This window comes from Dysgonomonas termitidis, from assembly GCF_042654545.1.
GTDB lineage: Bacteria > Bacteroidota > Bacteroidia > Bacteroidales > Dysgonomonadaceae > Dysgonomonas > Dysgonomonas termitidis.
This window is the reverse complement of record NZ_JBHSGN010000036.1, coordinates 1-23,979: the sequence shown is the minus strand read 5'-3', so window position 1 is coordinate 23,979 and position 23,979 is coordinate 1. Positions and strand designations below refer to the sequence as shown.

The window sequence follows — 23,979 nt, the reverse complement described above, 5'->3', positions numbered from 1 at the left end:
CAAATATAAGTATTTTCACTCATCCTTAACGAATTATCAGTTTATCAGCAGACCCTACTTATAATGGTTATTCCCCCGTCTTTCAGGATAGTCTTTACATCAGTAAAGTCTAAATTGATATGGCCAGGTATGGTTATAATATCTGTAATATCCTTGATCAAGGTCATAATCATATCGTTAATTGGGGTGAAAGTATTGGAGCTGATAGCGGTAATATTGCTATCCATAAAGAGTTCACTGTTTACAACCAATAAGGCATCCACATTTTCTGCTGTTCTCCCAATCCCATCCAAAGCTGATATAATCCGTTCGCGTCCTTCGCATAAAAGCGGCGTTGTAAGGATTCCTACCGTAAGTATTCCCATATCCCTGCACATACGCGTTATAATGGGAACAGTCCTTGTTCCCGTAGCTCCACCCATTCCTGCAATAATGAATGCCATCCTGGTTCCGTCATTAAATAACCGCTCTATATTTTCCCTGTCTTTTTCAGTTATGGCTTCGGTAATCTCCGGGATATTCCCGTCATTCGGTTTGCCTCATGTTTTTTGTTCAAGGAATACACATACTTCTACCGGGTTTACATAAAGCCTGCCTGTCTGTATCACATAAAACAACAGGTATGTCACATATTCCGCTATTATACATCTGGTTTACAATGTTGCCACCGCCACCTCCTGCACCTACCAATTTTATGATTGGGCTGATCCTTTTACATTCTTCCATTATAATTCTTTATACAGAAGAAAGGTTTTCCTCTAATACCTAGAAGGTATTCTTGCAGAGTTACTCATTTAATAAGATATTATAGCCCATATTTTAGATTTCATATCTATTAATTATTACCAATTTGATTTGTTTCGCTTTCATTACAGTAAACGTATTTATAATTGATCACTGACATTCCATCCACATTAACTTGTCCTGCAATTTCATTGAATCTCTGGAAATTCATGGGAGTAGCAACTCTACCACTTTCTCCAACATCACCGACTGTATCAAATATATTTAAGTATTCGATTTCATTACCAGTCTTGAAATTAATAGCTGCTAAATGATTAGCTGGACCACCACCATAAATAGAGTTTAGATTATTTTCTAGGACTCCATGAACAATCCCTTCAAACCAAACTGCGCCATTTTTGGTAACAGTTACAACTGGATAAGCTTTTGACTGATCCAGAGTTAATTTATAATTGGTAATCATATGATCATATCCAGTTCCACCTATTAGGTTATTAGTTTTACAATATTGATAAGAACTATAATCAAATCCGACTATATCAGTTATAGTCTTAATTGAAATATTAACTTTATATTCGGAATTGTCTTCAACTTTTGTACTTGTTCCATAAGCTGGAATCTCAGAATTAGAAGTCCAGATAGTATTATGAAACATTAGATTTCCTACATGATAATCTGAATAATACTTAGTATCGTAATTAGACGGAAAATTGTAAGAAAATATTTCAGATGGAGTAAATTGTTTTGAACCTCTTAAATGAATCTCTACATATTTTGGAGCAGCTTCCACAAACATGTCTTGATAGTAAGAGAAGTTCACTAAATTTTCTGATGTAGTCTGGAAACTGGATGAAAAGGGCTGTTGCAGTAACTCATTCATCCATTCATCGACAGTTTTAGTATGAAAGTATTGGTCAGCAGCGAAAGGTCCTTCTCCGTATTTATTTTGAGTTTCAATTGTTAACTGAGCTTCGAATTCATACATTTTACCGTTAACCTCAACAGCAAGAACTATTTTCTTAAGATCTAATTTAGTGATTAATTCTCCTGCTTTAAGAGATTTAGTCTTCGTTACATAAGTAGTATCATAAACAATTACTTTCTTGTACAAAGATAATTGGTAACCACTCTTGTTTGAATTAGAAGTTCCAGAATTTACTTTAACAAAAGTACCTCTTGAAGTGATAATTGTATCAATCTTCGGTTCCGTAGGTTTTATTGGAACTTCCGGAGTTCCTACTTCTGGTTCAACCCAAGGGTCGTTTCCAGAACAATTACAAAATATAAATAATGCTACTAATGCTAAAAGTTTAAATAAATTTTTCATAATGTTTTATGTTTTTTATATTGGTCGTAGATGATACCGCTTATCTCTTCCCTGAACCATTCCGGTGCTAATACTTCAATGTCTGCCCCATGGGATAATAATTCCTGCCGGAAATCATATGTCGGTTTAATATAATAACTGAAAATAGTGTATTCAGGCGTATTTTCTTCTTCTTTTTGGGAATGATGCAGCGGAAGTGTCCTGATATAGCAGTCCTGTTTTTTATAGACCTTAATCTTTACTGTCTCAGCCGGGATTTCATCATCCGCAATAATCCCAAAGGAGTCGGCAAAAAATAGTTCACCGTCAAAATCTTCCGGTAACCGGAAAGGGTTGTTTGTGATGCTTATATTTTTTATACGGTCCAATGCATAGATAAGTATTTGTTCCTTATACGAGCTATATGCCATCACATACCACCGCTGTTTGAACACCTTGATACAATAAGGCTCTATCTCGAATGTATAGGACGAATCACTCCAAAAATTCTGATACGTTACTTCCAATGAAAGACTATCCCTCATGGCTTCAATTATTGGTGTGAGGTACTTCTGCCCGGATGGTATTTTTTCAAATAAAATCCGCTGTTTTAGCTTATGGCTTTCGTTTATCAGGTTATTAACCGCAAATGTATTCAATAGCCAGCTCCGGACACCTCCCCGTTCCATATCCCCAGTATTTTCGATATAATACTTATAGCCATCCCGCTTATCACATTCGATAATAATGTCAAACATCTGTTCAATAGCACCACGGTGGTTATGGAAAGTACGCAAAGGAAAGTCTTCGCTATCAAGGTTCAACGATGACTTTTGCCAGAGTTCATTGATCTCTTCGAATGTTATTTTTCCCCTTCGATAAATAATGTCAACCAACCAGACATAACGGTTGAAAAGGTTGGAGGTGGAGTCTTTGGCGTTTTTTTTATTCCCCATATTTCGTATAATTTATAATTCAATTTAATGATACAATTATTTCGTAAATCCTACTCTTTTTCGTTCTTCGTCTTTACATAAAAACTCATTCCGGCAATAGCTATGCACTGCCTCTATTGTCGGCGTTATTCCGTTCAGGATGGAATCCACAGTATATTTCCGGACAATATTCTCTATTTGGCCTCCGCTGAAATTATAATCATTGGCCAACTCCAGTCTTTCCTGCCCTGATAATACAGGTAACATTGTATGCCAGATTTTTTCTTTAGCTTCAACACAAGGCTTGTCAAACTCGATTTTATATAAAAATCTCCTTTCGAAAGCCTTATCCAGGTTTTGTGTGAGGTTTGTTGTTGCAATCATTATACCCTCCAGATTCTCCATTTCCTGCAATAAGATATTCTGCATTGCATTTTCTGTCTGGTCAATGGAGCCCCTTCCTGTGTCTTTCCGTTTTCCAATAACAGCGTCAGCTTCATTGAAAAGCAAGATAGGCGCTATTTCACACGTTTTCAAATAACCACGGTAAGAGTCGAATATCTTTTTAATCCTCTTTTCGCTTTCCCCGTACCACATACTTTTTGTTTCGGATATGTCCACCATCATAATATCCCGTCCGGTAGAATATGCAATTTGATATACTGTCTCTGTTTTTCCTGTGCCGGGCGCTCCGTGGAACAAACAGGCAAAGCCTTTCCTCATCCCTCCTTTTTCCAGTTTTTCCTGAACAGACTGAAAATGGTCTTTGTGAAGAAGCGCCGCAAGTTGTTCTATCTGCGATTGTTCCCGTTTATTGTAAAATAATTGTTTCGCCGTAATACTGTCGTGCAAAATGAGGTTTTTCTTACCTTCCGCTTGCTGGACTTTTATGTCTAATTCTGCAAAAAGTTTTTCTTTGGCTACTGTCGATATGCTAAAGTATTCCCTGTCTCCAAAACCATTATCATTAAAATATTCTAAAATATTGTTTCTGACCAGTTCACTGTGTCCTTTTTGCAGGTTCGACTTCATTCCTCTAAATATCCATTTCTCGTCATACAAATCCTCAAAATCATGGAAACCGACACAATCATCATCCAGGTTGGCAAAACGGTGACAGAAGAGTAATAGTAATAAGAAGTCATTTTTATCCTCGCATATCTTTTCGTATTCTTTTACCTGCCGGCAAAAAAGTAAGGACCGGTTATCTTCTAAAAGAGATTGTAGTTCTTCCAATAATGCAGCACAGGAAATTTCATAGTCCTCCCTTTCATTGAACAGGCGATTGATATGCTTGAATAGTTCTTTTGTAGTAAGGCCCCGGGTGCTTTCGGGTGTATATGCGATGTCTTGTTTCAGGGTATTAACAACATCCACAGGCACCCGGTAGCTTTTTTGGCTGTCACTTCTTTTACAGCGAACGAGGTACCGCTTTTCTAATTCATCGATATCACTCATTAAACCTATAATCCTAACCAGCCGGCAGCCAATAAGTTTGGAAAAATCGCTGACATAAATCCTGCTATCATCACATTTCTCTATGAAAATAGCAAAGAGGACAGCCTGATTCATTGTCAGTCCCATTTTCCCGGCTACAAAATCAATGCTTTTCTTTGCTTTCCGGTAAAACTCTTTACTCAAACCGGAATTTTCAACTAATTCGACTATACACTCTATATGATCCAATATAGTTTTAGGAGTCTTTTTATCAACCTTCTTGTTAATACTTTCACCCTTTTGTGTAATATTTAACTGTCTCATATCTATTATTTTCTGTAAAGATAAGTGTATGATATGCCAAATAGCGGCATACATTTAAAAGATTTCAAAAAAAACTGCCCGGTATGAGCAGTTTTAATGATGCGATAGAAAATACTAAAGAGCCGGTGCATGTTTCCCTTTATTCGACCCATTAGGATGGCGCATGCAGGAATTATTTGTCAATGAACTTATTGAAGAGCTTGATGTTCCGCAATATTTGCAGGTGTATCTGTTTTTCTCACTCCCTTCATACAATTTATGTTTCCCCTTATTGGAACCATTTGGGTGTCGCATACAAGAGTTGTTTGTTAGTGATGCAACATTTGAAGACTTTGCTCCGCAGTACTCGCAATAAAAATTTGCCATAAATGTTTCGGTTTTAATGGTTTATATATCTTGTACAAAGATACATCCGGCCTGTGCCAAATGAGGGCATTAGCTTAAATCAAATGTCAAATACAGATGGTTTGTTTAATAACCGGTACTTTTCATCTACCAATGCCGCATTGGAAAAAGTTGTATATACTGATTTTTCAATACCATAGGCGTCGTGGATATGCCCGAAAAGATGGTAATGCGGGCGAATGTTTAATACCTTCTGGAGCAAATCTGGGCAACCAAAAAAGGTATTATTGGCGTTATCCAAAATACCAAGCGGTGGGCGATGTGAAATCAAAACATCTGTATTACACGGAATTGATTCCAAATCATGCAGGTATTTTTCCATGCGCAATTCGTAAGATATAAAATAAGGGATGCCCCAAAACCACAAGCCTTCAATCTCAATGCCCGAAGCATAAAGATAAAAGCAGTTTTCGGGTAAAAATTTCTGTATTCTCGCCGGTGCTTTTCCGTCGAGGCAAAAATCGTGATTGCCAGCAATGAAAATTTTGTACTGGTAATCCAATGCTCCGAACCATTCTATAAAATCGATAACTTCGTTCTCTGTTCCGGCCATTGATAGATCCCCGGAATGGATGATGATATCGGCAGCAGGCAAGTCTGTCAATTGCTTGTGCAGGTTATGGGTGTCGGAAAGGTGGAGAAGGCGCATTCAGTATTATTTTTTACCGACAGTTTCTATGACTTTTTCTAATAACTGTTCGAATTTAGAATAAGCGTCTTCATCTTTTTCAATACGACACTTAATATACCATTCTTTATCTCCCCATCCTTTCAAGTTTAGTTCTTTATTTATCTCTTGAACTAAGAATTCTACTCCTTTATATTTTATATTATTGTCAGTGTCCCACGTATTAATTCCATAAAAATAACAGCTTTCAGATTGGTCATAATATAATACTGTTGCAAAGCCTTTGTCTTTTTCTACAATAGTTAATATATTATTTTCGTCATTCTTCTTTTTCTCTCGTTGAGGATCGATAAAATTTTCTGGATAGGTTATAATACTCCTTCGTTCTGAAATATATTTCTCCGCCAATTCTAAGTTTAAAGAGCTAGTTAATAAATCGATTTGATTTATTATTTTACTTAACTCTTCTTTCTTTTCATTGAGCTTTTCAATGCTTTCTTGTGAAGTAAGACCATTTAGTCTTATCTCTTCTTTTATTAATTCTTGTAATACCATATTTTTATTTTTATCAATTTCTCGTAAATTATATTTTCCTTCCAAATGGTCAATATACTGTTCCAATGCGGAAGAAAGAAATTTATCTTTTGTATTTATATATTGGGGTAATACATCTTTTTTAAGCCAACAAAGGATATCATCGCTGAATGACATTCTCAAATATCTGTTTTTAAAATTCTCTCTATATTCGCCCCAAGATTGTTCGTCTGGCTCTTTTTCATTATGAAGATATATAACAAATATATTTTCTATATTGTATTTTTCTTTTGTAACATCAATATAGTGTTCTAATTGTCCTTTGTTTCTATTATGTTGGTCTGGTGCATAATTTACTTTATTTTCAAAAATTACTGCATAATCTTTATCTTGCACCCACAAGTCAATTCGACATTTTTCCTGTGTAATTCGCGGTTTTTTTATTTCTATTTTTTTTAAATCTTTGTCTGTATATTTTCCCTTTATAAAACTCAAAAAACTTTCCAGAATCTCAAATTTATTATCGGAAGTTTTCTGTTGCAGCAATTTTCCTAAAATTCGGCTATGCGCATTCTCATCGGCACGTAGATCATCTATCAAATTAATGTGATAAGGTAATTTTTCTTCTTCTTTTTTATAAACTTCTGTAAATGACTTTAATAATGCCATTATCTCTTTAAAACTATTTTCTGTCATATTTTTTGATTTTTAATTTTGCTTTTTCTTAATCAAACATACGTCCTCACCGTTTCTCTACAATCATAATATATCATTTTTCCATATTTTAACCAAAGTAAATTGCTCTCTATCTTGAGCATTAATTCGGAAGCTGTTCCAGGCGCATTATCTATGGCTTGCCCGAATATAAACCCTTTGATGTAGTCAATGAATATTTTATATGAGTAAAAGTTTATAGTTTCAAATATGAAATCAAATAATTTTTGAGTTTAATCAGCCTATCTTCAATATCAATCCCATTGTCCTGAGGTATTGAAATAGTGGTAATAGCTCCCTCTTCATTTGTGATTTCCCATGCTTCATTTTTACAATATATTTTTTCTCCAGTTTCTTTTATATATAATGGATCTCCATATTCTCCAATTAATAAATGTTCGTGTAGTGTCCCATCCCAATACACATCCAATAGAAACGGATACCAATGTCTTCCAGACAAAGAAGACGGAGTATTCATCATAATTACTTCATACGCATTATTTTTTTGCCTTTCTCTATCATTCTCCCAATAGTACATTCCGCTATCACCAGCTCTCATTGGCTCATATGCTATAAAATAATATCTCCAATCATAAATAGCTTTTGCTTTATATGCAGTTATCATACTTTCCAATTGCTCTAAAACAGGAAGTTCAGAATCAATATCAATAAGAAGCTTATTTAAGCAATCTTTTGTATTCTCAAAATATTTTCGCTGATTACTGAATGAAAATAAATCTTTCCATGTAGAATCATTGGTATTTCCTAGAGAAAACCTCCAACCCGTAAATAATTGGGAATAATCTCCAATAGTCAGCAATGCTCTACTTATAGTCATATAGGGAATAGAATGGTCGAACATCTTAAAAAATGCTTCCTCTTTGTTTTGTAGATTATCTATATCATCGATATCTATAATTCTCAATGTACCTTGCAGAAGAAAATGATCTTCCAAATGGCATGAACAATCGGCTAATGTCGGATTAATTCTCCTCCATTCCATTTTGTAGATTTCTTCTTCTTTCTGATTCCGACTATATCCCAAAGAGTCTAACGAAATCTCGCCTTTCACTATAATATCAGATGTTTCTTGAAGTAATGCATTCATCCTTTCTTCACGAATTTCATCAGAAGAGTTAAAAACTAAATTCCGGACGATTCTTAAACGCTCAAATATTTCATCAAGTGTAATAGATTCCCGATTCATCTGGAATTGCAAAACAGCATATAGCAATAATGAAAAATTTAAAGTAAAGCGCCTTCTATGTCCGTCCCTTATTCCATAGTCGTTACAACATTGCAAAAATAAATTACGATTGCTTATGTATAATTTGACCTTCCTTTCTTCATATTGGTTACTAGAGAAAAGACTTTCGAAAAAAGCATCTATATCATATTTTTCCCAACAGTCTAAAGCATTAAACAAGAATCTTAGATTGTACTTGGCTTTCGGGCAATTTATCCCATATACAATTTCAGAAAGAACAAAATCGTCATCCACAATCTCATAATTATGTTGATAACACAATATTTCTGTTATATAGCGATAATATTTCATGAACTCATCATCAATGATATTATTCTCACCTCTATATTTCCAAAGAATATCAGTCCAATTGTTGTCTATTTTGAATATAAACTCATTATACAGATCGACACAGATCGCTTTTATTAATTTTTCAAAATTCGCTTTAAAATGTTCAAAGGGAGTTAGAGGTTTCCCCCGGGAGTTCATTTTTATATAAAGACTATCAGTTAGCCCCATTTCTTTTATTGGTAAGAAATAGAAACTGATGGCTGGATTTGCATCGTCAGCCAAACAACTCCATAGATTTGATGTATTCTTGAACCGATTATGAATTTCATCTATTACCACCAACATAGAAACAATGGTAGGATCGTTTGACCAAGCTCCCATAAACCAAGGTTGGTCAATTATATCTTCTGAGATTTTCTGTTGTGAGAAGTCAGGCTTAAATGAAACTAGCCCACTACAAAAATCTCTCGAACTAAATCGAGTGCGATATGTGAACTTTGATAAGAAGTTAATCTCTTCTATGTCTTCGTGATATGCAATATACCAATGCAATAAGAATAATGTAGTCAACCTCTGTTGTCCATCAAGAGGTGTCATTTTCCCATTTGTAATATCTCCATAAACAAAGTCTAACTTGATGTTTTTTCTGTTAATTAATGTGTCAAATAAAACATCTAAAAAAGTTCGCCTAATTTTCTTTACATCCGAAGTTTCACGTCCCTGGGCATAATCCCGTTGAATGATTGGGATTTCAATGACATTAATTTTTTCTTTTTGTTCTTCCTTACTACCAAATTCTTGAGTAAATAATTGATTAAATGATATCGGGTTAGTGTATATATCGCTCATAATTTTACATTAAATAATTAGACAAAATACCTTTCTCTCCTGCCATAGCATCCATATATGCTTTTCTGTCGGTTTCCCCCCAAAAATGCAATTGATAATCTTGCGATTTAGTATAGTATTTCAGGAAAACACGCTTCGTGCAAATCGGGATGTATTGTCCGGCATTATCCATATCCAATATCTTATTTCTTTTCACATCGAATGTCGAATTATTAAGGGCTGCATTGTTTTCAAAACTCAGTAATGCCATATTTGAAAGAGAATGAAGATAATCTTTTTTATCATTTTTTTCGGAAAGGACAGATGTTACCTCGGTGAAAATTTCATCAAAAATAATTCTGTCTATATTCTCATATTTAGCTTCTATTTTTTCAATTAAATCCCGTACTGTTGAAGATGTATCAGTTTGAGCAATAATTCTCAATGATTCGAGGTGTAGTCTTAACCACTTCTGCTGGTCTTCTTTCTTATTCAAACCTTGTGAATTTTGCGCATGAATGTGTTCCAACGACCATTGTTTCGATTTATGTGCATTAAAAGAATATTTTTCTTGCGAAATTTTTAATAAACGCAGAGTTTCAACATTGAACAATAACAGAATATTTTCTATTTTTTCTTTATCGGAGTTATTCTCGTATGACAATTCCCAAAGATTTTCAGTAGAAATCGATATTCTCTGTCTGATTTCTTCGTCAAGTCTCGCTAAAAATACACTTTTCTTATTACCCTCTGCTTTTTTTATTAATGTTTGTATGTGAACTCCTGTAGCTACCAAATAGCCTACTTTGTGATAAATATCTCTATTTTCGAACCACTCTTTTAACCTTAGGTAATAGTTTTGTATCTCTTTCCACAAATCAGAAATAGGAGTCTTATCCATACTAATTTTATTACTAAAGAAATAGAATGTATAATACTTCTCTTTTTCATGCTCGTGCTTATCTGCTATCATTTCAAACAGCAATTCTATACGGGTATTATATTTCGACGCTTTTTTATTGGTTAAAAATCCCCAGAATTCCTCATTGTGTAATTCTTTTTCTATAATATCCCAACTGGTTGCAATTTCAATTTGTTTTTCTTCTGTTACATCAGAATTGTTATCCCGTGACAAGAATAGTGCCCTCACAAGCTCTGCATTTGTCAAAGGTATTTTTCCTATATTCAACCGGGTAAATAGATCTGTCGAGTCATTTTCATTTGTTTCATACCATATTACTTTAACAAACTTGCATAGATACTGGTATATATCATCAACAGCTTCCGAATCATTCTTTTGCTTTATAAACCAATCTCTTATTGCTTTATATGCTCCATATATATGGTAGAAGTCAATATTCTTTTCTGCTAAATTTTTATTTACATTTTCAAGATATCCTTTGCTATCAGGGCGCGTTTCATAATCCAAAGAAAAATTCACATTAATTCTAGGCTTATACCCTTCATACTTTATGAAATTTAAAATTAAGAAGAGGGTAGTAAGCCTTTGCTGTCCATCTATTAGTTCATACACATTGTTATTATTTTTTACTACGATTGGTTGCAAGCAATAATTATTACTCCCATTTTCAAGGATATCGTCCAATAGCTTTTCAACCTGCTCCTTATCCCATCTATATCCTCTTTGATAAGATGGAATGAAAAAATCTCCGGATATATCTCCTACCAATTTAGGCTCTAATTTTACTCCTCTATTGTTCATCTAATTCTAATTGTAATTAAGGCTTAATATCAATAATCTATAATTTGTAACGCGATCTCTGCACATGCTTCCGCATCTGCCAAAGCATGATGGTGATTCTCCAAATCATACCCAATATGTGTTGCTACCGTATGCAACTGATGATTCCCTAAATTAGGCAGCTTTCTTTTTGCTGTTCGATATGTACAGTGGAACTCATAATTCGGGTATTCTATCCCATACAGATCATGAACAGCTTTCAGGCAACCCTCATCAAAAGAACTGTTATGAGCAACCAATGGAAAATCTCTCAGTTTGGGCTTAATACCGTCCCAAACATCTGGAAATTCCGGTTCGTCTAGTGTGTCATAATAAGACAGTCCATGAATATCTGTTGCCCACGAACAATAGAAATTAGGTCGTGGACGTATTAATCGATATATCTTATCTATGATTTTTCCACATTCTACAATCACAATACCTAAGCTACAAATGCTTGAGCGATTGTAGTTTGCCGTTTCAAAATCAATGGATGCGAAATTCAACATTTCATCTTATAATTATGTGTATAAAGATAATTTAAACCAGTGCCAAATACGAGCACAGGAAAGAAATAATGCAATATTAGTTTAACAATTTTTTATTCGGATTATATATTCATATATTTCCTCTACTAACTCTCGCACAACTTGAGAACGTTTGTTTGGTATTTTAAGGTTTTCATTACAATCCATAAAATTCAACTTCCTATTCGACTCTTTTCTGGCAATCCAATCTTTATTGTTCTTCTTAAATGGAGTGTCTTTCAAACACTCTATTATGCGATTACAACCCTCTTCATCTTCATCTTTTGGTATACTGTACCAAAAGCCTTCTTTGTTAATTTCTATTTCAAAACCAATCTCTATTTCAGGAATTTCCAGAAACAAGGTAATGCGGTGATTTTCTTTATAAAAAATTTCAACCAAATGCTTGATTGTAGCACCTTTCAAATCTATCGGATATCCTTTCTCTTCAAATTGTTTGTAAAATTTGTGTAAAAAGTCAGCCAGGATTATGTTTCTATCCGTATCAGGAGTGTTATCACATAATCCTTTTTTTAGAACCTCGCCTATGAGTTTCCTCGTTTCGTTTATTTTGTCGTTCTTTATATCTTTTGCATCTTCGTCATAAAGGTCTTTTCGCAAGATAGCAACGACCTCGAACAACTCCATTGAGAGCTCCGTATAATATCCCTCTAATTCTTCGTTTTTGGATTCAGAATTTTTATATTTATTCATCAATTCGATAATCTTCGCTATCTTTTCCAATATATTATTCATGCTATCTTTTGAATTCTGATGCATTTGCAGGAAACCCAATTGAAAAATTAAATCTTTCAATTCATCAACAGCCTGTCCCTTTACAGTCCCTATTGCTACTTCATCATCCTGAATAATTTCTTTCAGTTTTTCCAGAAAAGCATGATATACTTCTTGCTTTTTCTCGAAGATTTTCATGTTCTTATTTTTTGTTTGCTCGATGTCGGCTTGTTTTTCTAATAGAATAGCAGTTACAGATACTGTCATAATAACGCCTAGGAAAGCACTAATAATTGCAACTAATCCGCTACTCTGTAGCAGTGTTGGCATTTGAGACTCTGGAATTAACAATAGGGCAAAACAAATCAGTATCAACAGCCCTATAACCGATATAAATAATGTAAAATACTTTTTAATGAATCCTTTTTTTATCTTTTCCATTTTCTTAGTTTATAAGTTTGAGTTTTTATCTAATCATTCTCCGATAAACACAGAAAGCATGGCACTGCTTATCTATTTTGTTTAGAGGTATCGCCAAACACCTTGTAGCAAATAAACAACAGCCCACGCCTGATATGTTGCACAGAAAGTACAATCATCAAACAGGAACGTTATGTTTATCCTTGCTACATTAGTCAATTGGCGATTTCCTAAACAAAGGATGAAACGTGACGCTTCTTACAATATGTACAGTACCATCGTACTGTATCGCAAATATAGTACAAATATCTTAGAAGCGTATAACATTCAGGCTGTTGTTATTTGTAACAAAAGTAATTCAATTGTATGCAAAATGGTTGCATATGGCAGTCAATGGATGCTTGTTCTGATAACGCTATAGTCTTCATCTCCTATTCTGATTCTCTCAAATCCGCTGTTGTTTTGTTTACATACAGATTTAATAGAAATAGAGAGTACATTTCAATTATTTTTATTATGTTTTATCAAAAAGACTATGGTATACGGATACATTAGAGTAAGTAGTGATAAACAGACTGTTGAAAATCAGCGGTTCGAGATTGGTAATTTTTGTGATAAAGAAAAGCTTAATATTGATGGCTGGATTGAAGAAACAATCAGTGGGACAAAAGCTTACAATAAACGGGAACTTGGCAGATTACTAAAAAAGGTACAGAAAGATGATTTGATTATTTGTGCTGAGTTATCCAGATTAGGGCGTAATCTGTTTATGATTATGGAAATCTTAAATATTTGCATGACAAAAGAATGCCGGATGTGGACTATCAAAGATAATTATCGTCTTGGAGAAGACATTCAAAGCAAAGTTCTCGCCTTTGCTTTTGGGCTTTCGGCTGAAATAGAACGGAATCTGATTAGTCAGAGAACTAAAGAAGCTTTGGCACGAAAAAAGATGGAAGGTATTATACTAGGACGTCCTAAAGGAAGGAAAAGCAATCCTGACAAATATAAATTATCAAACAAAAAAAGACTAATAACAGAACTACTTGATGCAGGAGTATCTCAACGTAAGATAGCCAAAATTTGTAAAGTCGATAGAAACACTCTTGCCCGATTCTTAAAAAATGTGGCTTTTGAATGAAATAAAACGAGCGTTTTTGTGCAGCAAGCGCAAGTAATTTGTGAGTTTACCAACTCTAATAGTTGGGTTGTACTTTCTTCTATAGAACAGAGTATTAAGCAAAAAATAGAGGCAATAGGAACCCCTCTGAAGGATTGGGATATTCAGATTAATTATGGCATAAAAACTGGACTTAATGAGGCTTTTATTATTCCAACAGAAAAACGAGATGAAATTTTGGCTGCTTGTTTAAGTGAGGAAGAGCGCAAAAAAACGGATGCACTTATACGACCTATTTTGCGTGGACGTGATATAAAAAGATACGGATATGAGTGGGCAGATCGATGGCTTATAAGCACTCATAATGGAATAAAAGAGAAGAATATCCCAAGAGTAGACATTGAAAATTACCCTGCAATAAAAGCTCATTTGGACTCTTTCTGGGGAAGAATTGAACATAGATCTGATCAAGGTGATACTCCATATAATTTGCGTAACTGCGTTTATATGGAGGATTTTTTGAAGCCAAAAATTCTGTATCCAGACATATCTCAAAGATTAAGTTTTTGTTATTGTTCAGAACACATTTACTGTAATAATACTGTTTATTTTATTACGACAAAAAATAATGATGATTTACCTATACTTATAGAATACCTCAATTCAAATTTAATAAATTGGTATTATAGAACTCTCTCTGTCCAGCTTGGGGAAACTGCTGTTAGAATGTTTTCTATTTATGTATTAAATATCTCAATCCCCAAAAACGTATCTAGTAAAACTATTTATGAAGCATTTGATTTGAATAAAGAAGAAATCAATTTTATTGAATCTTATAATTAAGAATATAATCTTCTTCATCTTGTAGATTTAATGTGAGTAATAAAGCCTTTTCTAACCTTATATCAGCATAGTCTTTTCCATTTTGCATATCTTCTACAAGTATCTCAAAATCTTCTTCAATTATGGATTCCAGATGAGGAATTTTAATATCTTCGAAAAATATTTTTGATAATTCTCGCGTTCCTCCTTGTAATTCTGGAAAATTGTTTCTATAGCAAATTTTAAACACGTTAGAGTTGAAAAATGCGGTTAAATAAGCAAGACCATCTCCTGTAAGAATAAAGCATTTTTGATTGGTATAATATCCATCTTTATCTAAAACAAAAGGCATATATTTAGTCATATTAGGGTAAATGATTTTTGGCTTCAAAAAATCCTCCCAATAACTAATGCTATCTTGGGTTTCAAACCACTTGTTATTAGTCTTTTTACGACTCCCAATGCCTCCAGATTGTATTAACCTCTCTTTTCCAAAGGAAAGAAGATATTGTTTAACCGAAGGATATTCTTCTATATCATACTTTCGCGATGGAAATGTTGCAATCAACCACAAGTCAGCCCACTCATATCCGTATCTTTTTATATCACGTCCACGCAAAATAGGTCGTATAAGTGCATCCGTTTTTTTGCGCTCTTCCTCACTTAAACAAGCAGCCAAAATTTCATCTCGTTTTTCTGTTGGAATAATAAAAGCCTCATTAAGTCCAGTTTTTATGCCATAATTAATCTGAATATCCCAATCCTTCAGAGGGGTTCCTATTGCCTCTATTTTTTGCTTAATACTCTGTTCTATAGAAGAAAGTACAACCCAACTATTAGAGTTGGTAAACTCACAAATTACTTGCGCTTGCTGCACAAAAACGCTCAAATTCTTTACGCTATCCTTATTCTGTTTATTGGTAACGGCACAAATGGTTTCATGCTTATTCTCTCCTTTTGAAAACAGCAGGATATTTGTATCTACTGTGGCACTCTCAAAAATCTTCACTCCTGCAAAATCAATCAAAAGTTGGGGATTGCTTTGATTTGCAAAAAACTCTCTCGTTTTCTCTCCATACCCTGCCCTCATCCATTTGTTAGACGTGATATAACATAGATGACCATCAGGTTTCAATAACTGCCAACCCCGTTCGTAGAACAGGCAATAAATATCGCCTGTCCGGGCGAAAGTCTTATATCCGCAATCTTCATAAAGTGCAGCAAGCTCACCTCCATTATTCTGCAATTGAATGTATGGGGGATTACCTATAACTATATCAAAGCCATCATTTATGTCAAACATCCATTCAGAGTCAAAGAATCGACTGACAGAATTTTGGTCATAAGGATTCCAATCTGCTAACTGTTTAGCATCTTCAGGGGCAAAGTCTCTATTTTCAGAAAGCAATCTTGCCAATTTCTCACGTAATTCCTGGTCTTTATCACGCAAACGGCGTTTGGTCGATGCTGATTTTGCCGAGAAGTGTTCGTGGCGAGTTTTTGCCAACTCTTTCTTGGTTGGTTCTATTTCCATATCTTCAAACAGATTTCCAATAACGGCACGTTTTTCCTTTGCGATCAAAGAGTTTGCAGCGACAAATTTGGTTTCAAGATTTGGCAATGTAGGAATGCCGAAGTTTGACTTATTAGTATCCTTCCCGCAATCGCATATCAATGATATAAAGAATCTTAGCTTTGTAATCTGCGCAGCAATACTTTGAATATCACTACCATATATGCAATTCTCAATAATAGCCAATCTTAGGTCGTAAACACTTTCTTCTGTATGAATCTTTTGCAATAAATCAACCATCCTGTTAAGCAAGCCCATAGGAAAAGCACCCGAACCACAAGCCGGATCAAGAACTTTAATGGACTTTAACCGTCCGGCAATAGATTGATATTCCGTTTCATAAGCAGGGTCTTTCACAAAGTCATCACTGAATAATGACATTACAACAGGCGTCTTCCCCAAATATGCTTGCAGGCTTTCATCCACCATATAGTTAACTATCTCACGAGGAGTATAGAATGAACCGCTTTGATTACGGGCTGTTTCCTTTGTCTCTGGATTATAGGCACCAAGCAGGTTTTCAAACACCTTACCTAAAAGTTCCGGGTCAAGTGCCACTTGTTGTTCATTGGGAGTGTTTTCTTCTATGGTGAAATTATAACGTGCCAATATAGAGAACAGCCCTTTCTCCGGCATAAAGAACAATTTGTTAGGTACAAACGCACGGTTTTTATATCTGCCATCGGCAAGCTTTACATCGTTACGGCTAAATCCATCATAATAATACGCCTTTTCTACACCGTCAAGTGTACGTGTTTTATCCAAACATTCAAACAGACCGCCATTCAGGAAAGGCACTTCGGCAAATATCTTGATAATTTCTTCTTCTGGGATTGTAAAAAGTTCCTGATAGCGATATAATGTTTTCAAATCTTTGCCACTGGCAATACGAGCAAAACCGCGTTTCTTACCATCTTCATCAATTATTGCACGATTAAGAGTCGCAAAGAACAGATTTTGCAGAATGGCATTATAGTATTTTCCATCATCAGCAGCAAATGGCTGAAAATCTTTCAAAATAGTACGAAGATACGAGATGTCGAAGATATAATTGGGAACAATGCCTTTCTGCTTGATAAACCAGACAAACATTAACCGGGTTATCATTCGGATTATCTTTACATCAATATTCTCACGGTCATCATCATCTACGGCTGCATTGTTGGGGAAAGTGATACCGGCCTCATCACTGACAGCCCATTGATACCACTCGAACAAATCTTTGTAGAACTGCTTTGTCAACGCTTCAACAGAGAATGTTTCTTTGATATTCTCAAATGAAACACCTTGGTGCTGCAATTCATCAAAACGTCCAACGGGAGTGTTATAATAGTTTTCTGCATCGCCAAAAACATAAGTGTATCGTTTGGCGGCGGTATTCTCACCCTTTATATCGCAAATGAAAGACAAACGCCAATTCTCCTTATTATCAAAGACAACAAGGGCTGCATCAAACTCTCCCCATGTAGGATTGATGAATGTTTTTACCAGATTGCGCAATTTAACTTTCTTCCTGGCTACATTGCTATCCTTGATGTCATAGTAAAACAATCCGATTCTGTAGTTATCGGTTGTATCTATGGTTCCAAGGTAATATCCTTGTCCTCCAATACTGGTACCAGCAATCTTCTCAGCATTAGCTTTCAATTCTGAAGCTTGAAAAAAATCGCGTAATAGCGAATACCAATTATTCAAGTTAAACTTCTGCTGGAATAACTGCCGAAGTGATTCTTGACTATATGCCATAATGGTCTTTTTATATAAATGATTCTGATATTATGATTTGTGGGTCTGAAATATCGGCAATTTCATGCCGTTGCTCTTTGCTCATGGTTTGATATTCATCAATAAGTCCTGAGATTGCGACTTGAATATTATACTCATTTAGCTTAATCTGTTCCCGATCATTTTTATATTCACGGGACAATGTACGTAAGTATCTTGGCAACTTTGCATAGACACCTTCATTGATATAAGCCATAAGCACATCACATTGTGATGTCAATTCGGTATCTGTAGTGATTTGTTTTATAGTACGCAAAAACTTATTGGCTTCCAATGAAATTTTATCAAGGTCTGTTCGGTTGATGGATGCAGTGTCCGATGCCTCTACATATTCTGTCGTATAAATATTGAGAGCCTTGTTTACATGCTTATAATGTTTTTCTTCGTTCATAAAAGGTGCAGGAAGTTCTTCCGGTTTGGCTTCAAGATACTTCACTGCTTCCAAAAAATCTATTGCTTCAACCTGTTTGTCAGTTGCAAGATAGAATTCTGTCTTTACACTTGATGAAACAAAAATAACAGACTTTCTGGAGTTCTTACCTGTATCACGCATCACTCGACTTTTCATTGGCAGATTTTTTATTTTGTGATACAGTTTGCGGTCACAATTATAGAGTTCCCGTACCTCACGCAGCAAGGCTATTTTCTTATCAACGCTATCTTTTACATTATTGTCAAAGAGAGTAAACTGCTTTACAATTTCTTCCTTTGAATAAATCTGTGCATCCTCGCCAAAGGCAGAATGAAAGCCTTGCAACTTGACAAGTGCATTTTTGTAGAGTTGAATTTCCTTATCACCTTGCTGTGATGGATAAAACATATAGTTATATATATTATCTGCGACAGAACCAATACGATTGACACGGCCTATTCGTTGCATAAGCCGCGTTGCATTCCAAGGGGAATCATAATTAACAATCACATTGGAACGGTGGAGGTTTACACCCTCAGCCAATACATCAGAAGTGATTATGATATTATAAGTATTTTTCTTCACCACACTATTTGCATCAAAATTTTCCTTAATAGCTTGTCCCATTCGGTTACGATTGGCCGCTGTAATCATCAGCACATCTTCACGTCCCAACTCCCCGGTTAATCGTTTGTTAAGATATTCAAGCGTATCAACACTTTCGGAAAAAAGAACCAACTTGCCTGCCGGATTTAGATCCGCATTCATAAACTCTGTCTCCAAACGAATCTTGAATTCATCAAACTTCGGATCTTCATTTTCTTTATTCCAATCAGCGTTTAAACGTTCCAAAACCTCTTTGTCATTCTGCAACATCGTAATAAATTCAGGGCTGAAATCTTCTGCCCTATATAATATGTCACTCTCCAAATATCCTTTTTCAAGTGCAAGCTCAATAATCTGATCCAACTCCATATCTTTAGCTTGTAAGTCTTTGATCTTTAAATCCGGTGCTATAATGACCTTGTTTTCATCAAACATTTTTAGCATATCATTGGTAATGCGCAATAATGTATGAAGTGACTTCTTGAACGCATGAAAACTACTCTCCAAGCGTTTTACCATGTGAACCCGGTAGATACCCGCCAGTGTCTGACCGATATGTTCCGCATTGCCATATTTCTTTCTTAATTCCGGTCTCAAAAACTCAACGGCACGATAACGGGCGTAAAATAGATGCTGCTCATAGCTTTCGTCAGACAAGGCTGCGAGAGTTGCATAAAAACGAACACTTGTATCTTCGTCCATCTTATAAACAAGTTCATGAGGAGGCAAAATGTGAGGAAATACAATGCCTTGAGACTTTATATCCGCACTATAATCGGGAGCATTGATAATGTTATTTCTCGTTCTGCGAACAGTGACCTTATCTATAACTTTTTCTCTTATTGTCTCATAGAGTTTATCCACCTCCGTTGTTACATCGCGAGTATCACGTTCTCTCATCAGTTTTTTGTATTCCAATACCAACGGAGAGAAGAATGCTTTTAAGTTAGGTACTCCGTCAATAGTACAGCTTTGGCTATTTTGGAACAGAAGAAGTTGGTTCTGTAAATCATCCGGTCGATTGTTTAGTGGGGTTGCCGATAACAGCATTACTTTTTTTTGTAAACTTTTCAATAATCCGGCATTGCAACAGGGTGACTTGCAGATTTTTTGTAATTCATCATACTTTCCGGAACTGTCACTGCGAAAGCCGTGTGCTTCGTCCACAATTATAAGGTCAAACTCCTCTTTGTCTTTGTATTGAGCTTTACTATCCAATATTTTAGAAAGACTACCATTCGTCACAAATTGCGCTTTCTTTGATATGCCAAACAATTTGAATGTGTTTTTCCAGTTGTCTTCCAATGCCGGAGGATACACTACAAGTACATTCGTATTTTTACCATTAACTTCCATAAAACGTTTTGCTATCATAGTGGCAATCATGGTTTTGCCAAGACCTACCACGTCAGCAAGGAAAAGACCATTGTGCCTCATCAGCATCTGGTAGCCCTGTATTACAGCATCTTTCTGATACTTCAGATCTTTCACTCCTTCCGGTAGCTGAATTGTAAAGTCATCTTCTACTTGATCGCCAAATGTGTCAATAAGTACCTTGATATATAATTCATAAGGTGTAGGCTGATAACCCAAGTATGTTTTTTTCTTATAGCTCTCTATGTCATCTGCCGTTAATGGTATCGATTGTTCCCATAGTAAATTGAATTCATTGGAGCAATATTTTACATCGTCATAATCCTTCATCGCTACATTCAATTCATAACGTGGGGACTGTGTAATGCCTAACCCTGAATCGGAAATATTTGATGAACCCATTATCACCCATCCATCAGAATTCTCCGTATGGTGGTACGGGAGACACAAATAGAACTTTGCGTGAAGGTTCTTTTGATCATGGATTCTCATTTGCAACCGTCCGGACACAAGATCATCACACATTTGTAAAATACCTTCCTCAACATCTTGGGCATATCGTGCATTGACAATATCCTCTTTGAAGTCTTTTTGATAGATTTCCTTTGCCTTTTCTCCATTCGACAACATCAACAAAGCCTTGTTGTGTTTACGGAATATGTCATCAATATTTATGCCTACCAAGATTTTGATTTCTTCTACATCTCCAAGTTCTTTGCGAAGTTTGAAGTATCCGGAAGAACGGAAAAAGCCTACTACCGCAAGAAAACGATTGAAGTTTGCCATTTCAGAAGCAACGCCTTTGAGTTTGTCAAAGAGCGTATTGCCAACATTATTATTGAAAAATTTTGAACTCATACTTTTCTATCTATTTCTGTTCAGTTCAAAAAAAGCAATACAGATTAGTCTTTTCATCAATCTGAACGTATTCATAGTTCATCGATTTAAGAGTTTGTAATCAATCTGTTTTCAAGTACTGCTTCACTTTGTACTGACATAGGTGCATTTTTTGTCCCGCAAAAATACTCAAATTTTCGTAAATATTTAACTTTTTATCTCTAATCCAATTGCTTAGCAAGCAGAAACGACTAAATTTATAAATTCTCTTGGAAATTTGAATCATTTTCTGATTTTCAAAGGCTCTAACGAAAGAGAAATGAATTGTTTTATATTCCTTTCTTTTCTGCTTATCTGAATAACTCTTCCACCCGGTTCACGGCATCAATTTTAGTTTCCATTAGTACGTCAGCATAAAATTCTTGAAAAATTCTCAATTACTTTTCCATTTTCCTTAATTCTCGCTCATTTGTTGTTTATCGGTCAGCTGTTCTATATTCGCTTTGATATTTTTCTTTATTACTGCAAATGAAATCTAAATGATTTACTATATAATTCAAGTTGCTATTAATAAATATTTATAATAAAAAAGGTCAATACCTTAATTTAGTGTTGCTAACTCACATAAATAGAGGATTGACCATGGTTACAAAAACCGTTGCAATATACGTATTTTTTGATGATATACTTAAGTCTATGAATCACAAAGAGCCGGAAAGGCGTAAAACTACTGATGCGGAAATTATAACAGTAGTTTTGATTGCCGCCCGGTGTTTCGGTGGAAATATCGAGACATCCCTTAGTTTTGTCCGTAGTACGGGCCTGATGCCTGATATGCTTGGTAAAAGCCGTTTCAACCGCAGGTTGCACAATATAGGGGAATTTCTTAGCCAACTCTTTTTCTGTACAGGCCAGGCAATAAAGAATATGAATCTTGAAACAACTTATTGTATCGACAGTTTCCCTGTGGCAGTCTGTCAGAATATTCGCATTACAAACTCCCGTATAGTCAAAGGAGAGGAATACAGGGGTAAATGCGTATCTAAACGTGTTTATTTCTACGGATTTAAAGTGCATATGATAGTTACTTCGGATGGTATTCTGGAGAATCTGATGATAAAGATAAATGATTTTGTTTTCTGGTATTTCAAAGTCAGTAATAAAACGGTTACGCAGGTATTTCGCGGGAGCAATAAACAAATTAACTTTGTTGATAATTGACTTTGTTTCAATCATTCGATGATTTATCCAATTTGCCCACGCTGCAATATACTGTTCTCTTTCAGTTTCTTTGCCGCTAAAATAAATTTCGTAGCAATCACAGGCGCATTTGCGGTCGTTTTGTCTATTACAAACCTGAAAATTGTTTTCCTTACCGATACTGCGAGTTAAAAACTGACCACGCGGCTTAGTACATGACAATTTTTGTATGTTGCCCTTACAGGGCGCCGTTTGCAGAGGATTATCCATACCCGGGGCGATACCCCGGGCTGTTGTATATCAGGCTTTCAACCTGTTTTTTCTCAGGACACCCCGAAGGGGCTGCATACTTTAGCCCAATGGCAACGCCTTGGGTAGAATGAGTCCTTCCTCTCAAATCGCGCCCTGTAAGGGCAATATAGAGGGACTTTCTATTTTTTGTCATGTACTGTGCCACGCGGACACATCAGCCAATAATCGTGCAACATAAAAACTTGTTTATTCAATTCGTCAATTAGCCCTATTGAAAGGTGGTTGAGGTGTCCGATATAAGCAATGTCAGGTTTGAGTTGTTTTAGCAAATCGGCGAAATTATTGTCCATTTGCTTGTGTCGGTAGTCGTCTTTACCTTGCGGATTATTGACAATGTACAAATCTAAATTGTCGCTTTGTTTTTCGTGGCGAATGGAAAAATCAGGGGCATACAGGTTTTCTTCCCTTGTGAAAACGGAAACTTTGTGTCGTTTAGAGAGTTCATTACAGACGGATTGGCAGTAAACTTCCGAGCCTGCGTTGTAGTTGGGCGGGTAGCCGTGAATGATTTTTAGAATGTGCATAAAATGTTTTCTCTTATTGTTGAATAATTTCCGTTTCGTGCAATAAACTTTTGAGAATCAACATTTATTTGATTCAAAGCATTTTCAACTCCAGTTTCCAGAATTTTATCGGAGTAACTGTGGCAATTTTTACTGTTGTCAAAAAATCTGCCTAAACAATCAACCATAATGTAAGACCCTTTTATCAATTCGTTATTTTCCATAATGACCTCTATTTCAGGCAAAATACCTGCTTTGTTACGGCTGCAAAAGTACTCAAAATCAGGAAAAGTAACGGCAACTTCATTAAAACCGGCATCATTTTGACCTTCTATTCTTGTGGCTTGTAAGATTTTCCAGCGAAAAGGTTTTATTTCGTTAATAAAATCTGTCAGTCTTTCGTTATGATTAAATCTTGATACAACCGTGTTTATTTTCAGTTGAACGCCGAAGCTAGCTCTATGCCTTGTATAGTGTATGTTACGGAATCTGCTTCCATATATTTTTTTTTGATTGTACTTGGCAGGGTTCGCCGAATACTTACTATATATCGTTGGCTCATTGTATTTGGCAGTGTTACCGTTCCACCCACCCTGAATACATATATAAACCCATATAAT

General features: G+C 35.4%; 19 protein-coding genes. 3 read left to right on the top strand and 16 right to left on the bottom strand.

The annotated features are described in order from the left end of the window. Window positions 1-44 precede the first annotated feature (44 nt). From ACFO6W_RS04375 to ACFO6W_RS04325, 11 genes are all read right to left on the bottom strand, one after another. On the bottom strand, window positions 45-509 hold the full coding sequence (locus ACFO6W_RS04375; protein WP_379994148.1) for an FtsZ/tubulin family protein: 465 nt from the start codon (window positions 507-509) through the stop codon (window positions 45-47). Between the two features lie 43 nt (window positions 510-552). Then, the gene (locus ACFO6W_RS04370) at window positions 553-726 is read right to left on the bottom strand and encodes a hypothetical protein (RefSeq protein WP_379994147.1); all 174 of its coding nucleotides are present in this window, start codon (window positions 724-726) and stop codon (window positions 553-555) included. Window positions 727-835: 109 nt separating this feature from the next. Continuing rightward, the gene (locus ACFO6W_RS04365; RefSeq protein ID WP_379994146.1) at window positions 836-2,071 is read right to left on the bottom strand and encodes a hypothetical protein; all 1,236 of its coding nucleotides are present in this window, start codon (window positions 2,069-2,071) and stop codon (window positions 836-838) included. Further along, on the bottom strand, window positions 2,068-3,006 hold the full coding sequence (locus tag ACFO6W_RS04360; protein ID WP_379994145.1) for a helix-turn-helix transcriptional regulator: 939 nt from the start codon (window positions 3,004-3,006) through the stop codon (window positions 2,068-2,070). The genes ACFO6W_RS04365 and ACFO6W_RS04360 overlap by 4 nt, the downstream gene beginning before the upstream one ends. Window positions 3,007-3,042: 36 nt before the next feature. Beyond that, window positions 3,043-4,746, bottom strand: a complete 1,704-nt coding sequence (locus ACFO6W_RS04355) for an ATP-binding protein (RefSeq protein WP_379994143.1) — start codon at window positions 4,744-4,746, stop codon at window positions 3,043-3,045. A 445-nt stretch (window positions 4,747-5,191) separates the two neighbouring features. Then, complete coding sequence (locus ACFO6W_RS04350; protein ID WP_379994142.1) at window positions 5,192-5,800, bottom strand: metallophosphatase domain-containing protein; 609 nt, start codon at window positions 5,798-5,800, stop codon at window positions 5,192-5,194. A 6-nt stretch (window positions 5,801-5,806) separates the two neighbouring features. Beyond that, a complete protein-coding gene (locus ACFO6W_RS04345; RefSeq protein WP_379994141.1) occupies window positions 5,807-7,009 on the bottom strand; it encodes a PDDEXK-like family protein in 1,203 nt (400 codons plus the stop codon). A 214-nt stretch (window positions 7,010-7,223) separates the two neighbouring features. Further along, complete coding sequence (locus ACFO6W_RS04340) at window positions 7,224-9,413, bottom strand: GmrSD restriction endonuclease domain-containing protein (protein ID WP_379994140.1); 2,190 nt, start codon at window positions 9,411-9,413, stop codon at window positions 7,224-7,226. 4 nt (window positions 9,414-9,417) lie between these two features. Next, window positions 9,418-11,115: a DUF262 domain-containing protein gene (locus ACFO6W_RS04335; protein WP_379994139.1), complete on the bottom strand. Its 1,698-nt coding sequence runs from the start codon at window positions 11,113-11,115 to the stop codon at window positions 9,418-9,420. A gap of 29 nt (window positions 11,116-11,144) precedes the next feature. After that, window positions 11,145-11,642, bottom strand: coding sequence for a 3'-5' exonuclease (locus ACFO6W_RS04330; RefSeq protein WP_379994138.1), 498 nt, complete (start codon window positions 11,640-11,642; stop codon window positions 11,145-11,147). 81 nt (window positions 11,643-11,723) lie between these two features. Further along, window positions 11,724-12,836 carry a hypothetical protein gene (locus tag ACFO6W_RS04325; protein WP_379994136.1) on the bottom strand — a complete coding sequence of 371 codons (1,113 nt, stop codon included), beginning with the start codon at window positions 12,834-12,836 and terminating at the stop codon, window positions 11,724-11,726. Between the two features lie 514 nt (window positions 12,837-13,350). Here ACFO6W_RS04325 and ACFO6W_RS04320 point away from each other — a divergent pair. Together ACFO6W_RS04320 and ACFO6W_RS04315 are read left to right on the top strand one after the other, a co-directional pair. Beyond that, window positions 13,351-13,956 carry a master DNA invertase Mpi family serine-type recombinase gene (locus ACFO6W_RS04320; protein WP_379994134.1) on the top strand — a complete coding sequence of 202 codons (606 nt, stop codon included), beginning with the start codon at window positions 13,351-13,353 and terminating at the stop codon, window positions 13,954-13,956. Window positions 13,957-13,974: 18 nt separating this feature from the next. Further along, complete coding sequence (locus ACFO6W_RS04315) at window positions 13,975-14,778, top strand: TaqI-like C-terminal specificity domain-containing protein (protein ID WP_379994133.1); 804 nt, start codon at window positions 13,975-13,977, stop codon at window positions 14,776-14,778. Here ACFO6W_RS04315 and ACFO6W_RS04310 read toward each other — a convergent pair. Next, entirely contained in the window at window positions 14,759-18,076 is a 3,318-nt protein-coding gene (locus ACFO6W_RS04310) for an Eco57I restriction-modification methylase domain-containing protein (protein ID WP_379994132.1), read from the bottom strand. The genes ACFO6W_RS04315 and ACFO6W_RS04310 overlap by 20 nt on opposite strands. 10 nt (window positions 18,077-18,086) lie before the next feature. Continuing rightward, window positions 18,087-21,365 carry a helicase-related protein gene (locus ACFO6W_RS04305; RefSeq protein WP_379994131.1) on the bottom strand — a complete coding sequence of 1,093 codons (3,279 nt, stop codon included), beginning with the start codon at window positions 21,363-21,365 and terminating at the stop codon, window positions 18,087-18,089. 675 nt (window positions 21,366-22,040) lie between these two features. Here ACFO6W_RS04305 and ACFO6W_RS04300 point away from each other — a divergent pair. Further along, window positions 22,041-22,565 carry a transposase gene (locus ACFO6W_RS04300; RefSeq protein WP_379994130.1) on the top strand — a complete coding sequence of 175 codons (525 nt, stop codon included), beginning with the start codon at window positions 22,041-22,043 and terminating at the stop codon, window positions 22,563-22,565. Between the two features lie 241 nt (window positions 22,566-22,806). Here ACFO6W_RS04300 and ACFO6W_RS04295 read toward each other — a convergent pair whose 3' ends face one another. From ACFO6W_RS04295 to ACFO6W_RS04285, 3 genes are all read right to left on the bottom strand, one after another. Further along, window positions 22,807-22,989: a hypothetical protein gene (locus ACFO6W_RS04295; RefSeq protein WP_379994129.1), complete on the bottom strand. Its 183-nt coding sequence runs from the start codon at window positions 22,987-22,989 to the stop codon at window positions 22,807-22,809. Further along, window positions 22,976-23,380 carry a glycosyltransferase family protein gene (locus tag ACFO6W_RS04290; protein WP_379994128.1) on the bottom strand — a complete coding sequence of 135 codons (405 nt, stop codon included), beginning with the start codon at window positions 23,378-23,380 and terminating at the stop codon, window positions 22,976-22,978. Before ACFO6W_RS04290 ends, ACFO6W_RS04295 begins: the two co-directional genes overlap by 14 nt. Next, on the bottom strand, window positions 23,368-23,979 hold a 612-nt coding region (locus ACFO6W_RS04285), incomplete at its 5' end, for a hypothetical protein (protein ID WP_379994127.1). The genes ACFO6W_RS04290 and ACFO6W_RS04285, both read right to left, overlap by 13 nt.

Excerpts from the sequence above, each read along its gene's own strand:
- ACFO6W_RS04370 (WP_379994147.1), bottom strand. The coding sequence starts at position 726 with ATGGAAGAATGTAAAAGGATCAGCCCAATCATAAAATTGGTAGGTGCA.
- ACFO6W_RS04365 (WP_379994146.1), bottom strand. The coding sequence starts at position 2,071 with ATGAAAAATTTATTTAAACTTTTAGCATTAGTAGCATTATTTATATTT.
- ACFO6W_RS04360 (WP_379994145.1), bottom strand. The coding sequence starts at position 3,006 with ATGGGGAATAAAAAAAACGCCAAAGACTCCACCTCCAACCTTTTCAAC.
- ACFO6W_RS04355 (WP_379994143.1), bottom strand. The coding sequence starts at position 4,746 with ATGAGACAGTTAAATATTACACAAAAGGGTGAAAGTATTAACAAGAAG.
- ACFO6W_RS04350 (WP_379994142.1), bottom strand. The coding sequence starts at position 5,800 with ATGCGCCTTCTCCACCTTTCCGACACCCATAACCTGCACAAGCAATTG.
- ACFO6W_RS04345 (WP_379994141.1), bottom strand. The coding sequence starts at position 7,009 with ATGACAGAAAATAGTTTTAAAGAGATAATGGCATTATTAAAGTCATTT.
- ACFO6W_RS04340 (WP_379994140.1), bottom strand. The coding sequence starts at position 9,413 with ATGAGCGATATATACACTAACCCGATATCATTTAATCAATTATTTACT.
- ACFO6W_RS04335 (WP_379994139.1), bottom strand. The coding sequence starts at position 11,115 with ATGAACAATAGAGGAGTAAAATTAGAGCCTAAATTGGTAGGAGATATA.
- ACFO6W_RS04330 (WP_379994138.1), bottom strand. The coding sequence starts at position 11,642 with ATGTTGAATTTCGCATCCATTGATTTTGAAACGGCAAACTACAATCGC.
- ACFO6W_RS04325 (WP_379994136.1), bottom strand. The coding sequence starts at position 12,836 with ATGGAAAAGATAAAAAAAGGATTCATTAAAAAGTATTTTACATTATTT.
- ACFO6W_RS04320 (WP_379994134.1), top strand. The coding sequence starts at position 13,351 with ATGGTATACGGATACATTAGAGTAAGTAGTGATAAACAGACTGTTGAA.
- ACFO6W_RS04310 (WP_379994132.1), bottom strand. The coding sequence starts at position 18,076 with ATGGCATATAGTCAAGAATCACTTCGGCAGTTATTCCAGCAGAAGTTT.
- ACFO6W_RS04305 (WP_379994131.1), bottom strand. The coding sequence starts at position 21,365 with ATGAGTTCAAAATTTTTCAATAATAATGTTGGCAATACGCTCTTTGAC.
- ACFO6W_RS04300 (WP_379994130.1), top strand. The coding sequence starts at position 22,041 with ATGAATCACAAAGAGCCGGAAAGGCGTAAAACTACTGATGCGGAAATT.
- ACFO6W_RS04295 (WP_379994129.1), bottom strand. The coding sequence starts at position 22,989 with ATGACAAAAAATAGAAAGTCCCTCTATATTGCCCTTACAGGGCGCGAT.
- ACFO6W_RS04290 (WP_379994128.1), bottom strand. The coding sequence starts at position 23,380 with ATGCACATTCTAAAAATCATTCACGGCTACCCGCCCAACTACAACGCA.